The sequence below is a fragment of the Sphingosinicellaceae bacterium genome, from assembly GCA_019285715.1.
GTDB lineage: Bacteria > Pseudomonadota > Alphaproteobacteria > Sphingomonadales > Sphingomonadaceae > Glacieibacterium.
Genome location: CP079108.1, coordinates 287,341 through 301,127 on the forward strand (window position 1 = coordinate 287,341; position 13,787 = coordinate 301,127).

Consider the following 13,787-nt stretch of genomic DNA (forward strand, 5'->3'; position numbering starts at 1 on the left):
CGAAGGCCTAGAAGACCTCGCCGACCATGGCCTCGCTTTTTGCCCAAAGCGCGCGGGCGCGATCGGGATCGAGGGCGTAGGGCCGGACGCCACCACGGATGCCCTCGCCATCGACGATCTCCGCAACTTGGCAGTCCTCGCAGTAGCGCCCGCCGACCGCGTCCGGCGCAGCGACGAAGCCGGCCCAGGCCGAGGTTGCGGCACCCTGCGGGATGCTCTTGTACTCGAACACCGGCGCTCCCGCCGGCCGGGCGGCGTCGATCGAGGCGATCAGCTGCGCGGTCGCTTCCGGGCTCAGGTGACGCCCGAGTTCGGTGTGGATGCCCCCCGGATGGACGGCGGTGGCGCGGATGCCCGCGTCCCGGTGGCGGCGGTCGAACTCGACGGCGAACAGGATGTTCGCGGTCTTCGAGCGGCCATAAGCGGTCCACTCGTTGTACGCGCTGTGCTCGAAGTTCGGGTCCTCGATATCGACGTCGGAGAAGCGGTGCCCCGCCGACGACAGGTTGACGAGTCGTCCGCCCGGTTGGATCAGCGCGGCGATCCGGTTGACGAGTACGAAATGCCCGAGGTGGTTGGTGCCGAACTGGGTTTCGAAGCCGTCGGCGGTCTTGCCCTGCGGGCATGCCATGATGCCGGCATTGGCAATCACGACGTCGAACTTTCGGCCGTCGGCGACGAGCGCGTCGGCACAGGCCCGCACGCTGGCGAGCGAGGCGAGGTCGAGTTTGACGAGCTCGAGACTGCCTACGCCGACATTCGGCACGATGCCCGCGGTCGCCTGCCGCGCCTTGGCAAGGTCGCGGGCGGCACCGACGACATGCGCGCCGTGGCCGACGAGGGTGCGGGCGGTCTCGACACCGAGGCCGGCAGACACTCCGGTAACGAGGACACGCTTGCCGCTGAGGTCGCCGCCGGCGAGGACTTCATCGGTGGTCGACTTGGCACCGAAGATCGGTGCTTGGGGTGATTGCGTCATGGATAGCTCCCGGTGTGTGGCTCCCAGCCCAGATAGTCGCTGGAGGTCAGATCGCCGCGCCCGATGCCGCCAGCTTCTTGCCTGATCCTGCCAGATCGCTGGTGCCGTGCTTGTACTCGCCGGTGCGGGGGGCGATGTTGCCGCCATGCCCGAACCGATGAACCAGCTACGCGAAATGGTGTGCCGGCACGCGCGGGCCGGCGCGGTTGACCTGCCCATCCCCCGGTTGAACATTCGCATCGGCACCGAGAAGACCGGGCGGCTGCCGGGGCTGTACGAGGCGATGCTGTGCTTCATCCTGCAGGGGTCGAAGCGCGTCACCATCGGCGACCAGACCCACGAGTATCACGGCGCGAGCTTCCTGCTCGCCTCGATCGACCTGCCGACCACCGGGCAGATCGTCGAAGCCAGCCCGGAGCTGCCCTATATCGCCGTCGCGCTGACCCTCGATCCAGCAACGATCGCCGCGCTGCTGCTCGACCTGCCGCCCGGTACCAACAGCGACTTGTCAGCCGGGTTCGCGATCAGTCCGCTGACCGACGACCTGCTCGATCCGCTGCTGCGGCTGGTCCGGCTGCTCGACACCCCGGCGGAGATCGGCGTGCTGGCACCGATGATCGAGCGCGAGATCCTGTACCGCATCCTGCAGGGCCCGCAGGGTGGCATGTTGCGCCAGATCGGCCGCTCCGACAGCCGCCTCAGCCAGATCCGGCACAGCGTCGACTGGATTCGCAGCCATTATGCCGAGCCCTTTCATGTCGGGCGGCTGGCCGAGCTGGCGGGGATGAGCCCTTCGTCGTTTCACCGGCATTTCCGCGCCGTGACCGCGATGAGCCCGCTCCAGTACCAGAAGCAGATCCGGCTGCAGGAGGCGCGGCGTCGCCTGCTGGCGCGGCCGGACGGCGCGGCACGGGTCGCCTTTGCGGTCGGCTATGAGAGCGCGTCGCAGTTCAGCCGCGAGTATTCCCGCCTGTTCGGGCTGCCGCCGTCGCAGGACGCCGCCCGTCTGCAGGCACCACGGGAACTCGAGGACGCGTAGGTCGCTCGAGCATCAGTCCGATTGAGCATTCCAGGAGCCCAGATGACCGAACACTCCACACTGCTGGCGGCATTCGCCCCCGGCAACGTCGCCGTGATCACCGGTGCCGCCAGCGGGATCGGACTGGCCGCTGCACACCGCTTCGCCGCCATGGGCCTGAAGCTGGTGCTCGCCGACCGCGCCGGGGACACGCTCGAGAGGGCGGGGCGTGCGGTCTCGGCTTCGGTCGGCGGCAGCGATGGTGCCGTGCTGACCGTCGCAACCGACGTGGCGCAGCGTGAGGATGTGGCGCGCCTGCACGAAGCCGCGACCGCGCACTTCGGCTCGGTCTCGGTGCTGATGAACAACGCGGGGGTCGGTGCCAACCCAGGCCTGCCGTGGCAGGACAGCGCCGGCTGGAAGGCGCTGCTCGACGTCAATCTGTGGGGCATCGTCCACGGTGTCGAGGCGTTCGCGCCGTCGATGTTGGCAAGTGGACGGCCCGGCGTGATCGTCAACACCGGCTCGAAGCAGGGCATCACCAGCCCGCCCGGCAACGGTGCCTATAACCTGTCGAAGGCGGCGGTGAAGTCGTACACCGAGACGCTTGCGCACGAACTCCGCAATGCCGGCGGAACGGTGTCCGCGCACCTGCTCATTCCGGGTTTCACGCACACCGGCATGACCGGCGCGGACGAAAAGCCGGCGGCGGCGTGGACGTCGGCGCAGGTTGTGGACTTCATGCTGGAGCGGCTCGGCGAGGGCGACTTTTACATACTCTGCCCCGACAACGCCGTCGACCGCACTACCGATGAACGCCGCATCCAGTGGGCCGCCGACGACCTGATACTCAACCGGCCAGCGCTGTCTCGCTGGCACCCCGGCTACGCCAAGGCCTTCGCGGACTATATGCGGGCACAGTGAGCTGATGCCCGGCTCATGCTCGCCCTGACCGGGACGGCGATGCGGGAGCCACGTCAGAGTTGCTCGATCTGCCGGGCCGCTGCGATCAGTCGATGCCCTGACAGGGATGCCGATGCTGCGTCGAGGACAATCATCGAGGCACCACTCATCACGACGACTTCGCCGTCGACGACCATGACTTCCATCGCCTCTGTCACCAAGTCGACATCGTAGTCATCGGGGACGAAGGGCCGCGCCATACCCAAAAATAGGGCGTTGATATCCGGCTGTCTGTACGTTGGTCGATCAAGTTGCTGGATTCGACACGGTTTCAGTGGCGCGACGTGCTGCTGATGTTTGGCAGATCCGCTTCGAAGATCGCCATTCAACTGGCGATAGAGCCAGCAGCCACGCGGTCGAGATGTGCGACATCAGAGTGCGGCACCGCATCCTGGCGGGTGCATGGGCTCCGCCATCCGGAACCCACCCATCTCGAGTCGCCGCCCGAGCTGATCGCGGACCGTTGCCTCGCGGGTCAGGACGCCGCCCGACCATGACAGCGTTACCGTCTCATCGGCCGGTAAACCGGGGGCGTCGCGCAACGCCGAAGCCATGAGCGCGAGCTCCCGCGCGGCCTGCTCGAGGATGGCGAGCGCGTCGGTGTCGCCGTCGGCTGCTGCTGCCGAAACCATCGGCGCGAGGGCGGCGACCTCGTCGCGCGCCATGCCCCGAGGCCCATGATCCGGCTGGCCAGCGGAAAGCCGACCCGCGCCGCAATGTCGTGCACGAAGTCAGCACCTCTCGCGCGGGCGTCAGCTTGAAGCTGCCGGGGGGCAGCTTGTCGGTCGGGTGCGCCGTATCCTCGGGCCAGGTGAACTTGGTGGAGAGGACCGCGCCGATGCCGTAGCTCAAGGCGAAGTCGTAGTGCCGGTCGCTGAGCTCGACATGGTCGCCGGTGAAGGGCGCGGACCGCCCCATCATCGCCTTGAAGGTCTTGTCGGCGAAGGCCTTCATGTCGGCATCGCCGCGCGGGAACTTGGTGCGGTCGACTTTCCAGTCGCCCTCGGACGTCTCCCAGCCGTCGTCGAGCACGGCCCATTCGAGGCCGAGCGACTTGGCCTTGGGGCAGCGCGCCGTAGATCTCGGCGGTGGTGAAGTCGCGCTAATAACCCCAGGCGCACCAGACCGATGAAGCACTTCGGCACGCCGGGCTGGACCGAGCGCACCAACCGCTCTGTCGACGACGCGCTGGCCAAGGGCGCGGTTGTGGTAAAAGTCTGGAAAAACATCGGCATGGTCGCCAAGGATGCGCAGGGACCGCGTCTTCCTCGACGATCCGCACTTCGACGACGTCATGCGGCACATCGAGGAGCGGCACATTCCGCTGATCGCGCACCAGGGAGAACCCAAGAATTGCTGGTTGCCGCTCGGCCAAATGACGACCGAGAACGACAGGTCCAGCTCCAGTCGAACGCCGATTACGCCAAGGTTCGCAACTTCTTCGTCAAATACCAGGATCGGCTGCTGTACGGACCGACCTGACGCTGAGTGCGCCCAACCCGAAGGCGCGGGCTCAGAACCCGCCGGCCACGAACGCCGGTTTCGCTAAGGAGGCTGAAGACGCCTGGCGCTCCGACTGGCACTATCTGGCGACGCCGCTGGTACAGCATGTTGACGCCATTGCCGCCGACGCCAAAGGGCTCGCCCTGCCGCGGACTGTCATCGACAAGATCAACTATCGCAGCGCCCGGCGCGAGTTCCACCTTGGCACGTGACGCGGCAGCGGGCGATCAGGCGAGGTGCAGCCTGAAGCCCAGGCTGTCGCTCGCCGCCTGCACCGCGTCGGGCACCGGACTGTCGGTGACGAGGTCGTTGATCTCGGCGATGTTAATGATCCGGTGCAGGCAGACGCGGCCGAACTTCGATTGGTCGGTGACGGCGATGACCCGCCGGGCAGCCTGCACCATCTTGCGGTTGAGCATCGCCTCGGGCTCGTAGTGGGTGGTGATGCCGTATTCGATGTCGAAGCCGTCGACCCCCAGGAACAGCTTGTCGACCCGCAGGTCGTCGAGCGCGCCGACGGTCTGGTTGCCATAGAAGGCCATGTTCTTGCGGCGGAAACTGCCGCCGAGCATGACGATGCTGATGCGCTCCTTCTGGGCCAGCTCCGACAGGATATCGAGGTCGTTGGTGAGGACGGTGATGTCCTCGTCGTCGGGCAGGTGGCGGGCGATCTGCAGCGTGGTAGTGCCTGAATCGAGAACGACGGATTCGCCGGGCCTGACCATGGCAGCGGCCAACTTGCCAATCCGCATTTTCTCGTCGGTATGGCTCGACCGCTTGGCTTCGACTGCCGGCTCGGCAGTAACGTTGACCGGGCCGACACCGGCCGATGCGACCAAGATTGCGCCACCATAAGAGCGCTCGGCGATGCCGCGGACCGTAAGGAAATGCAGGTCCTTCCGGATCGTCTGCATCGATACGCTGAACCGCTCGGCGAGCGGCGCGACCTGGACGCTGCCGCGATCACGTAACAGGCTGCCGATCAGCTGGCGCCGCTCGCTGGTATCGCGTGTAATTGACAAGCTCGTTCGGCCCCGCTGCAATGACTTGCCTTACCAACTCCCCGAGCCGCTAGCAATCAGGTCAAATATGTTTCGTTTAATTTCGGTTTGACACCGCTCGGCGGAGCGAGATAGCAATACACTGGGAACGACAATGCCAAAGCGAAACGTGCCGCTCGAAAAATAGGCACTAGGGGCGGCTTGGCATCAAGGGGTTGAGCAGATGACGAGTTCGTACCGGTCGCGGCTTGGTTTCTGGCGAACGTCAGCGGCGGTTCGTTGATGCTGGCCGTGCCCGTCCTGGCGCAAACCGCCGCTCCTGCGCCGGGCCTCGTTGCCCTCGCGCTGGCCGATGCACCGTCCGCACCCGCTCAAGCCGCCGGCGCCGGGCCGATGCTGCCGCCGGCAGACGAAGGCCCCGAGATCGTCGTCTGGGGCGTGCGCGCCAGCCTGCTGCGCTCGATCGAGACCAACCGCGATGCCTCGACCATCCTCGATGCGATCTCGGCCGCGGAACTACGCCAACTCCCCGACCGCAACGTGGCCGAGGCGCTCGGCAACATCCCGGGCGTGACGGTCGGCCGCGATCAAGGAGGAGGCGTATCACGAGATGTCGGCGATCATCGCCTACGACGTGACCCAGCAGGTCCAAGTCTATGTCGAGGGATAGAACCTGCTCGGCTCGGCGATCAAGCGCTTCAACACCTACAGCAACGTCCCGGCCTTCTACGAATATTCGGGCCGCTCGCTGTTCTTCGGCATCCGCGGGCGGCTGTGACGGTGCGGCTCGAGAGCTGACGAGGCGAGCGGCGGTGGACCGGCGTAACTTCCTGAAGGCGGGTGCGGTCGCGGGCGCTGCCGCCGCGGTCGCGCCGCTGGCCGCCGCCGCGGTGCCGGAGCACGACTGGCACAGCTACGACTGGGGTTCGCGACCACCGGTAAAGGACCGGCTCTACCAGGGGCCGTTCCCACAATATTCGTCCGACGGGGTCGTTCCCGGAAGCGAAGTCGTGATGGTTACCACCCCGTCGCGCGACATCGTCCCGAATTTTGGCATGGGCCTGACGGTCTATGTCTCGGGCGACACCGGCCCACCCCGCATTCCGGGCGAGACGCTGGCGAAGTCAATCGAGGACCTGATCAAGCTGCCGTTCGTGCAGAAGGTCTATCTCCGCCCGAACTGGCGCGAGGTGCAGCAGCGCGCCGGGCGGCTCGACTTCCCCGACTGGTGGCAGATCACCTTCGACTTGGCGCGGCGGTACAACAAGCCGGTCGGCTTCCGCATCATGCTGGAGAACCCCGACTTTCCGGAGCCCGGCATGCCCGCGTTCCTGATCGACAAGGTGACGAGCGTGCGACTCAAGGGCAACTGGCCCGGCAACCCGGCGGAGACCCGGCACCGCAAGCAGCACGCCCTGCCGCGCTACGACCATCCCGCCTACCAGGCCGCCTTCCGAGAACTCAACGCGCTGCTCGCCGACCAGCTCAACGGCAATCCCCAGGTCGAGTACATGGACACCATGATGTACGGCTTCTGGGGCGAGGGGCACAGCTGGCCCTTCGAAGGCAATGTCTTCCCGAGCAATGCCGTCGCCGAGCAGACGTGGCGGCAGATGCTGGAGGTCCAGCTCGGCCTGTGGACGCGGACGCCGCTGGTGACCAACACCCAGCCCGACTTCAACAAGGTCGGCAACGCCGACATGCTCGACCGCACGGTGCGCAGCGGCAACTGGATCCGCAGCGACACCATCTTCATCGAGAACACCCAGATCGAGGCGCTCAGCAACCGTCCGTCGTGGATCGCGGCGGTCAGCGAAGTCGGCATGACCACCGGCGAGCCGTCGAAGCTCGAGATCGACGACGGCGTCACCCTGAACGAGCAGATCGTCGACCACGTCCTCGCCGTCGGGGCGAACTACTGGTCGGTGTGGAACTGGCACAACGAGGCCGCAGCCAATGTGCTGAGCTATTACGACCGCTACCCCGAGCCGATCGACCGCGCGGCGCGGCGCATCGGCTACCGCATCTACCCGGCCTTCATCTGGGCCTTCGAGCGCGACGGCGCGCCCGGACTGGTGATCGGCCTCGCCAACGACGGGGTTGCCGCGGTGCCCGGTGTCCTGCGCCTGACGGTGTTCAGCGACGACGGCACGATCAACGCCAGCGGCTGCGTCGATGCGGGCTATCCGGAGCCGACCGGTATCCGGCAGGCGATGCTGATGCTTCCATCCGACGCCAAATGGGCCGGACTTAAGCTGAAGGCGGAAATCGAGGTGAAGGGTGTCCTCTACCCGGTGCGCTGGGCGTGCCGCCAGCACCTCAACGCCGATGGGTCGCTGACCTTGCGGCGCAACCTGCGGAGCTCGTGACCCCGCCTAAGACGTGTGATCGGAAACGATCCGCCAACCAGCGGCTGACTTGTGGAAGACCAGCGTGAAGATGCCGTGTGCCTCACCGCCAGCCGCCGCCGGGCGGGTCAGGCGGAAATGGCCGATGGTCAGGGCATAGTCCGGCCCGAGTGGCTCGACCTCGTTGACCTGGACGGTCAGGACCCCGGGGTTCGCCGCGGGACCGGTCAGTCGCGGCGCATACAGCGCGCGCACCGCGGCAAAGCCGTGCACGACCTCGGTGCCTTTGATGTAGGTCGTCCGAGGCGACTCCTCATACGATCGCATGAAGCCGTCGAGATCGCCCTTTGCCCAGGCCTCGGCGCTGGTGGTGAGCACGCTGGTGATTGCGGCCGCGTCCTTCGCGACCGGAGAGCTGCCCGTCAGCGCGAGCGTCGGGCTAGCAAAAGCTAAGGCCAGCGCGACGGCGCTGATGAACGGCAGTCGCGCCATGACACCGCGTTCCATAATGTCTCGCCTCTCGATTGCCCGTGCCCGGTACAATCGACTTTGTCATGCCGGTCAAGGGCGACAAGAGAGGCGCAAACGGCATTACAATTTTGCGACGCTATGCGGTTTACAAAACCGTTACGGTTTGGGACATACGCACTTCCGTAACCGTGTGCCCCGGGGGCGCCGCGGACCGGACCAGGATATCGCCCGTCGTTGCCGGCGGGCTCAAGGGGGAAACCGAGTTGCTTCTTAACCAGTCGACGGGGCGTCGCGCCGTCATCGCCTTGCTTGCCGTCACCGCCGCCACTTCCGTCGCCGCACAGACAGCGGACGATCTCAACGAGATCGTCGTGACCGCGCAAAAGCGGACGCAGTCGCTCCAGGACGTGCCGCTCAGCGTCGCCGTCGTCGATGCGCATGCTATCGATAACCTCGGTGCGCAGAACTTCACCGACCTTTTGACTACCGTGCCCGGACTGAGCGCCTACCAGAACGGCCCGGGACGCTCGCAGATCATCATTCGCGGCGTCACCAGCAACAGCATCTCGGAAGACGAGCCGCAGACGCAGGAGACCGTCGGCCTCTATCTCGACGAGACGCCGATCTCGGTCAGTGGGTTCAATCCCGAGGACAACCTCTTCGACCTCGAGCGTGTCGAGGTGCTCCGCGGTCCGCAGGGCACGCTCTACGGCGCCGGCGCGATGAGCGGCGCGATCCGCCTGGTGACGCGCAAGCCCGACCTGCAGGCCTTCGGTGGCAAGGTCGAGGCGACCGGCTATGCGGTTGCCCACGGCTCGCCGAGCTATGACGTCAAGGGCGTCGTCAACGTGCCGCTGATCACCGACAAGGCGGCGCTCCGCGTGCTCGCCTATCGCACCGATTTCGGCGGCTATATCGACAACACCACGACCGGCGAAAAGGATCTTAACCACGTCCGTTCCTCGGGCGTCCGCGCCGCGCTGCGGCTGGTTCCGGCCGACGACTGGACGATCGACCTGTCGGCATTCGCACAGAAAATGGCGGATGGCGGCCGGCCGATCGACGAGGGCAACTACACCCGCGCCTATCGCTCGCCGGAAGGTTCGAACTTCAAGAACCAGATCTACAACGGCACCATCGTCAAGCGCTTCGATGCGTTCGAGGTCACCTCCGCGACATCGTACCTGAACGTCGACCTGCTCAATCGCCGCCAGCTCGACAAGACGCTGGCGACGATCACCACCGACCTGTTCTCGGCCCTCGCCGACCGCACCAGGGTCAAGGACTTCACCCAGGAAGTCCGGATTGCTTCGGTCGGCGACCACCCGCTGACGTGGATCATCGGCGGTTACTACAACAACCGCCACCGCCACTATCTGAACGACTTCCCGGTGCCCGGGATCGATGCCGAGCTCGGCATCTCGTCCGCAGCCTTCGGTGCCCCCGTCGACAGCCTCTTTTACGGCAACCAGGACATCCGCATCAAGCAAGGCGCAATTTTCGGCGAGGCGACCTACACACTGGGCCAGTTCGCGTTGACCGCCGGTTTGCGTGGCTTCACCTGGCACCAGAAATACACGCTGGCGTCCGCTGGCCTGTTCAACGGCGGCTCGACTTCGACCGGCCTGCGCAAAAGCAAGGAAAGCGGCGTCAATCCGAAATTCAACGCCACCTACAAGATCGACGCGAACAACCTGGTTTATGTCCAGGCGGCCAAGGGTTTCCGCTTCGGCGGCATCAACGACGTCATCCCGGCGAACGTCTGTGCCGCCGAACTAGCCACGATCACCCGCAACGGCGACCCGACCGTGTACGGTCCCGACCACCTGTGGAACTACGAGATCGGCAACAAATCGAGCTTCTTCGACCGTAAGCTGACCGTCAACGCAAGCGCCTACGTCATCAAATGGTCCAAGATCCAGACCAACCGCGACCTCGACTGCGGCTTCGGCTTTCGCGAGAATGCGGGCAAGCTGACTAGCAAGGGCTTCGAATTCGAGGCCAGCGCGCGTCCGGTCAAGGGCCTGACCCTCTCTGCGGGCATCGGCTACACCGACTCCGCGCTCGACGAGGACGTAATCAATCTCCAGGCCTCGAAGGGCGATCACGCGCCTTACGTCCCCAAGTTCACCTTCACCGGCTCGGGCGAATATGCCTTCCCGCTGAGCGAGAAGGTCGAGGGCTTCGTCTGGGGCAACTACCAACACGTCGGCAGCCGGACGACCGACTTCTCCGACCTGCAAAGCCGCTTCCGCGACATGGGCGCCTATGACGTCGTCAACCTGCGCGCCGGCGTGCGTGTCGGCAGCACCGAGGCGTCGGTGTTCGTCAAGAACCTCGCCGACAGCGGTGGCGTCGTCCGTGCGTTGGCATCGACGCCGTTCGATGCAGAGGGCGTCATCCGTATCCAGCCGCGAACCGCCGGTGTGACTGTTCGCACCAACTTCTGATCCGAAGCGGAAAAGGGCGCGGCCCGTGTGGCCGCGCCCGCCCGTTAGGCCGCTAGCTGCTGACGTGCAGCGCCACGGCGGCGACGAGCGCCGACACCTACCATACCGAAGCCCATGATCGTCAGGGCCCAGGTTGCCGGCTCGGGAACCGCCGACTGGTTGTCGCCGCTGGCAAGGATGCCGGCGATATCGTCGATTTCGTAGGCGATGCCGGTGGCGTGGAAGCGCAGCCCGGTGATCACTTCGCCTGCCCCAGCGGTGAAGAACACGCGCTGGTTGGTGGCTGCGCTGCCCCGGCCGCCGTTGGCCGGAGAGAAGTCGGCACCGGCCAAGGTCAGAAGACTGACACCCCCGGCACCCAGAACGTCGACGGCGTTGTAGTTGTCGATCGAGCCCCAGTAAAAACTGACGCTCGACAGATCGAGCGTCGTCAACGTAGCAATGCCAGTGCCCTTCAGCGGCGACGTGAACAAGTATCGCGTCCCGTCACCGGCTGGAGCCGCCGTCACCGTCGATGTTCCGGTCGCAAAATCATAGTCACCGCTGAGGCCGTAGCCGCCTGGCAGCGCACCGTTGAAGTCGACAATGATAGATTGACCGGCTGAAGGACCTGGATCAGGTGCGCCAGGTGTCGATGTGTAAGTCACGGCGCCTGCAGGTACAGTGGTTGCAAGCAACGTACCGACCTGAAGTAATACCCTGTTGAACGTTCGCATCCTCGGTCCCCTCGAGCTACAGCCGACGCCGGCTGATACGTATATGTACCGAGAACAAATTGCTCAATCGTTTATTTGACGAACACGCCTTCGGTTATTGTTCCTGATGCGCAAGATTGTCGCTCTCAACTCAAGTCACATGGGTCAATCAACGCCAAATACCAAGTGTAAAACATTCCCTACGACCTAACCAAGTTAGATAGTCTGGTAAAAGTCGGGAAACCGATCTTAAATGCTGGTAATCGCCGCGATTACGGGTCTCACTATGATCGCTAACGGTTATCGAGCGTTCTAGTGAACGTTACGGAGCTATAAAGACCGATCCTGTGGTTTAATATCCCGCAACCATCGTCAAAAACCCGTTGACTGTCTCCCCAGTGGATGTGGAGGCGGTATTTTTGTGGTCTGAGAGCAGCTGTGCCGGACTGGCCTAAGCTGGGTTGCTGGCAGAGAGCTCCCGGTTTGGCATCGCCGAGATAGCCGAAACGGCACAATCGACGGGCGGATCCGGGTTTCGGTCGGTTCCGGAGCCGATGAGCGGCCCGGCCGACTCCGGGAAATGGCCGGCATCCTGCTGGCGTCCGAGCCCGTCCAAGGTCTCGACGACGTGGATTCGGAACCGGTAGAAGATGAAGGCGAGCGGTTGAGCGATAGCGTCGAACCGTTCCATGCCATCACGATCAGCCGTCTCGCACACCGCATGGGCGTGGCCGGGCGGTCGATAATCCACATGGAGTTCGGCTAGCCCTCGACCGGGGCACCGGCGGGTGCGCTCGACGTCGCGCACCGGGTGCTCGACGGCGACGCCATGGGATACTGGGAGAGCCCGGTCCTGCGCGATCGGATCGCGCGCCACTACCTGGACCGCTACGATGTCACGGTCGAATCCGATCGCATCCTGCTAACCAGCGGCGCATCGCCGCCCTGGTGCTCGCGCTGCTCACGGCGTTCGCGCCTGGCGACAGGGTTGCCATGGCGCGGCCCGGATACGTCGCCTATCGCAACTGCGTACGGACGCCGCACATGACGCCGATCGAGCTGGCGTGCGGTCCCGCCGAGGTCTGCCGGACCCGGGGTGTCCGTGTCGTCTCGGACGAGATCTACCACGGCCTGAGCTTCGGGCCGCCCGCACAGACTATGCTGGCCTATGAACCAGAGGCATTCATGATCAACAGTTTCTCGAAGTATTTCAGCATGGCGGGCTGGCGGCTGGGCTGGCTGGTCGTTCCTGCGGAAAAGGTGCAGGCGGCGCGCAACCGCATCGCCAACCTGTTCCTGACGCCGCCATCGCTGAGCCAGCACGCCGCCCTTGCCGCATTCGACTGCATGCCGGAGCTCGACGGCAATGTCGAAGTCTATCGCCACAACCCGGACCTGCTGCTCGCGGCTTTGCCGGCCCTCGGCCTGCGCGAGATCGCACCGCCCGACGGTGCCTTCTACATCTACGCATCGATCGCGCACGTGACCGACGACAGCCTCGCCTTCTGCACCCGGATGCTGCAGGAGATCGGCGTCGCCACGGCACCCGGCATCGACTTCGATCCGGTCGACGGGCACTACTTCATGCGGTTCGGCTTCACGGTGTCGACTGCGCTGGTGAGAGAAGCCATCACGCGCCTAACGGCATGGCTTCCATACCAGCCGCTACGCAGCTAACCACGACGCCGGCGTCCCGTTACCCGCCGATGCTTACGCCAGGCGCAGCGAGCCCACCTGCCGGCGCCGCATGACAGCACCGCTCAGTCCGAAGCCGACGATCAGCATCGCCCAGGTCGACGGCTCGGGCAGCGCATAGACGACCGGCGGCAGGACCGGGGGCGTCGTCGGCAGCGGCGAGTCGCTGGGGACGACCGAGAACGAAATCGAGGCAATGCCGCAGGCTTGCCCAATTACCGGCTCCAGATTGGCCGTAGGAGCACGGAAAGCCGATCGACCGGTAATGCCGCCGCTGTTGCGCGGGTCGCCGAAACAGACCTGCGCACCGTCGCACATCGTTCCCGTGGCGCACGGTGCCGCGTTTGTGCAAGCGAGAGTGGTACATGTCGTTCCGGCGAGGATCGACGTGTCGGACCGATATAGAAGTTGAATGCTTTCATGCGCTGCGAGAATTCCGAGGCCGAGGTCGAGGTTGGTCGGGCTCCAGTCATAGACTCTCTGAGTATCGGTAACGAAGGAGTTGAGGCCATTGAAGACCGACCCATCCGTCGTGATGATCGAAAGGTTGTTGGCGTCGGCGATGCCCTTCGCGCCGTACAACAAAGTTCCGGTGGTCTGCCCGCTCCGCAACTCGGTGACCGAGAAGTCGAAGGCCGCCGACGTCGAGTTGCCGGATTTGGAG

General features: G+C 65.1%; 14 protein-coding genes and 1 pseudogene. 8 read left to right on the top strand and 7 right to left on the bottom strand.

Annotated features, from left to right (window positions below; translation table 11 throughout):
- Positions 1 to 7 precede the first annotated feature (7 nt).
- Positions 8 to 979 (bottom strand): SDR family NAD(P)-dependent oxidoreductase, encoded by a 972-nt coding sequence (locus tag KX816_01440; protein ID QXQ06763.1) that lies wholly within the window; start codon positions 977 to 979, stop codon positions 8 to 10.
- Positions 980 to 1,124: 145 nt separating this feature from the next.
- On the opposite strand from KX816_01440, the gene KX816_01445 reads away from it, so the two are divergent.
- Both KX816_01445 and KX816_01450 read left to right on the top strand, forming a co-directional pair.
- A complete protein-coding gene (locus KX816_01445; protein ID QXQ06764.1) occupies positions 1,125 to 2,018 on the top strand; it encodes an AraC family transcriptional regulator in 894 nt (297 codons plus the stop codon).
- A gap of 63 nt (positions 2,019 to 2,081) precedes the next feature.
- Positions 2,082 to 2,921 carry an SDR family NAD(P)-dependent oxidoreductase gene (locus KX816_01450; protein QXQ08342.1) on the top strand — a complete coding sequence of 280 codons (840 nt, stop codon included), beginning with the start codon at positions 2,082 to 2,084 and terminating at the stop codon, positions 2,919 to 2,921.
- A 53-nt stretch (positions 2,922 to 2,974) separates the two neighbouring features.
- Here KX816_01450 and KX816_01455 read toward each other — a convergent pair whose 3' ends face one another.
- Together KX816_01455 and KX816_01460 are read right to left on the bottom strand one after the other, a co-directional pair.
- Positions 2,975 to 3,160, bottom strand: coding sequence for a hypothetical protein (locus tag KX816_01455; protein ID QXQ06765.1), 186 nt, complete (start codon positions 3,158 to 3,160; stop codon positions 2,975 to 2,977).
- A 171-nt stretch (positions 3,161 to 3,331) separates the two neighbouring features.
- Positions 3,332 to 3,625, bottom strand: coding sequence for a hypothetical protein (locus tag KX816_01460; GenBank protein ID QXQ06766.1), 294 nt, complete (start codon positions 3,623 to 3,625; stop codon positions 3,332 to 3,334).
- 199 nt (positions 3,626 to 3,824) lie between these two features.
- Here KX816_01460 and KX816_01465 point away from each other — a divergent pair, with 199 nt between their 5' ends.
- Positions 3,825 to 4,055, top strand: coding sequence for a hypothetical protein (locus KX816_01465; GenBank protein QXQ06767.1), 231 nt, complete (start codon positions 3,825 to 3,827; stop codon positions 4,053 to 4,055).
- Between the two features lie 33 nt (positions 4,056 to 4,088).
- Positions 4,089 to 4,442, top strand: coding sequence for a hypothetical protein (locus KX816_01470; protein ID QXQ06768.1), 354 nt, complete (start codon positions 4,089 to 4,091; stop codon positions 4,440 to 4,442).
- Between the two features lie 248 nt (positions 4,443 to 4,690).
- Here the strand turns inward: KX816_01470 and KX816_01475 are convergent, their stop codons facing one another.
- Positions 4,691 to 5,485, bottom strand: a complete 795-nt coding sequence (locus tag KX816_01475; protein QXQ06769.1) for a DeoR/GlpR family DNA-binding transcription regulator — start codon at positions 5,483 to 5,485, stop codon at positions 4,691 to 4,693.
- A 261-nt stretch (positions 5,486 to 5,746) separates the two neighbouring features.
- On the opposite strand from KX816_01475, the gene KX816_01480 reads away from it, so the two are divergent.
- Positions 5,747 to 6,262 (top strand): TonB-dependent receptor plug domain-containing protein, encoded by a 516-nt coding sequence (locus tag KX816_01480; protein QXQ06770.1) that lies wholly within the window; start codon positions 5,747 to 5,749, stop codon positions 6,260 to 6,262.
- Positions 6,263 to 6,276: 14 nt separating this feature from the next.
- A complete protein-coding gene (locus tag KX816_01485) occupies positions 6,277 to 7,833 on the top strand; it encodes a twin-arginine translocation signal domain-containing protein (protein ID QXQ06771.1) in 1,557 nt (518 codons plus the stop codon).
- A 6-nt stretch (positions 7,834 to 7,839) separates the two neighbouring features.
- Here the strand turns inward: KX816_01485 and KX816_01490 are convergent, their stop codons facing one another.
- Complete coding sequence (locus KX816_01490) at positions 7,840 to 8,319, bottom strand: SgcJ/EcaC family oxidoreductase (GenBank protein QXQ06772.1); 480 nt, start codon at positions 8,317 to 8,319, stop codon at positions 7,840 to 7,842.
- Between the two features lie 227 nt (positions 8,320 to 8,546).
- Between KX816_01490 and KX816_01495 the strand changes: the two genes are divergently transcribed.
- Positions 8,547 to 10,733, top strand: coding sequence for a TonB-dependent receptor (locus KX816_01495; GenBank protein ID QXQ06773.1), 2,187 nt, complete (start codon positions 8,547 to 8,549; stop codon positions 10,731 to 10,733).
- A gap of 44 nt (positions 10,734 to 10,777) precedes the next feature.
- Here the strand turns inward: KX816_01495 and KX816_01500 are convergent, their stop codons facing one another.
- The gene (locus tag KX816_01500) at positions 10,778 to 11,449 is read right to left on the bottom strand and encodes a PEPxxWA-CTERM sorting domain-containing protein (protein ID QXQ06774.1); all 672 of its coding nucleotides are present in this window, start codon (positions 11,447 to 11,449) and stop codon (positions 10,778 to 10,780) included.
- A 643-nt stretch (positions 11,450 to 12,092) separates the two neighbouring features.
- Between KX816_01500 and KX816_01505 the strand changes: the two are divergent.
- Positions 12,093 to 13,105 (top strand): annotated as a pseudogene (locus KX816_01505) (aminotransferase class I/II-fold pyridoxal phosphate-dependent enzyme).
- Positions 13,106 to 13,138: 33 nt separating this feature from the next.
- Here the strand turns inward: KX816_01505 and KX816_01510 are convergent.
- Positions 13,139 to 13,441, bottom strand: coding sequence for a PEPxxWA-CTERM sorting domain-containing protein (locus KX816_01510; GenBank protein QXQ08343.1), 303 nt, complete (start codon positions 13,439 to 13,441; stop codon positions 13,139 to 13,141).
- Positions 13,442 to 13,787: the final 346 nt, after the last annotated feature.

What these genes read in the sequence shown, in the direction of transcription:
- KX816_01440 (QXQ06763.1), bottom strand. Translation starts at nt 979, where the DNA reads ATGACGCAATCACCCCAAGCACCGATCTTCGGTGCCAAGTCGACCACC.
- KX816_01445 (QXQ06764.1), top strand. Translation starts at nt 1,125, where the DNA reads ATGCCCGAACCGATGAACCAGCTACGCGAAATGGTGTGCCGGCACGCG.
- KX816_01455 (QXQ06765.1), bottom strand. Translation starts at nt 3,160, where the DNA reads ATGGCGCGGCCCTTCGTCCCCGATGACTACGATGTCGACTTGGTGACA.
- KX816_01460 (QXQ06766.1), bottom strand. Translation starts at nt 3,625, where the DNA reads ATGGCGCGCGACGAGGTCGCCGCCCTCGCGCCGATGGTTTCGGCAGCA.
- KX816_01470 (QXQ06768.1), top strand. Translation starts at nt 4,089, where the DNA reads ATGAAGCACTTCGGCACGCCGGGCTGGACCGAGCGCACCAACCGCTCT.
- KX816_01480 (QXQ06770.1), top strand. Translation starts at nt 5,747, where the DNA reads ATGCTGGCCGTGCCCGTCCTGGCGCAAACCGCCGCTCCTGCGCCGGGC.
- KX816_01490 (QXQ06772.1), bottom strand. Translation starts at nt 8,319, where the DNA reads ATGGAACGCGGTGTCATGGCGCGACTGCCGTTCATCAGCGCCGTCGCG.
- KX816_01500 (QXQ06774.1), bottom strand. Translation starts at nt 11,449, where the DNA reads ATGCGAACGTTCAACAGGGTATTACTTCAGGTCGGTACGTTGCTTGCA.
- KX816_01510 (QXQ08343.1), bottom strand. Translation starts at nt 13,441, where the DNA reads ATGTGCGACGGTGCGCAGGTCTGTTTCGGCGACCCGCGCAACAGCGGC.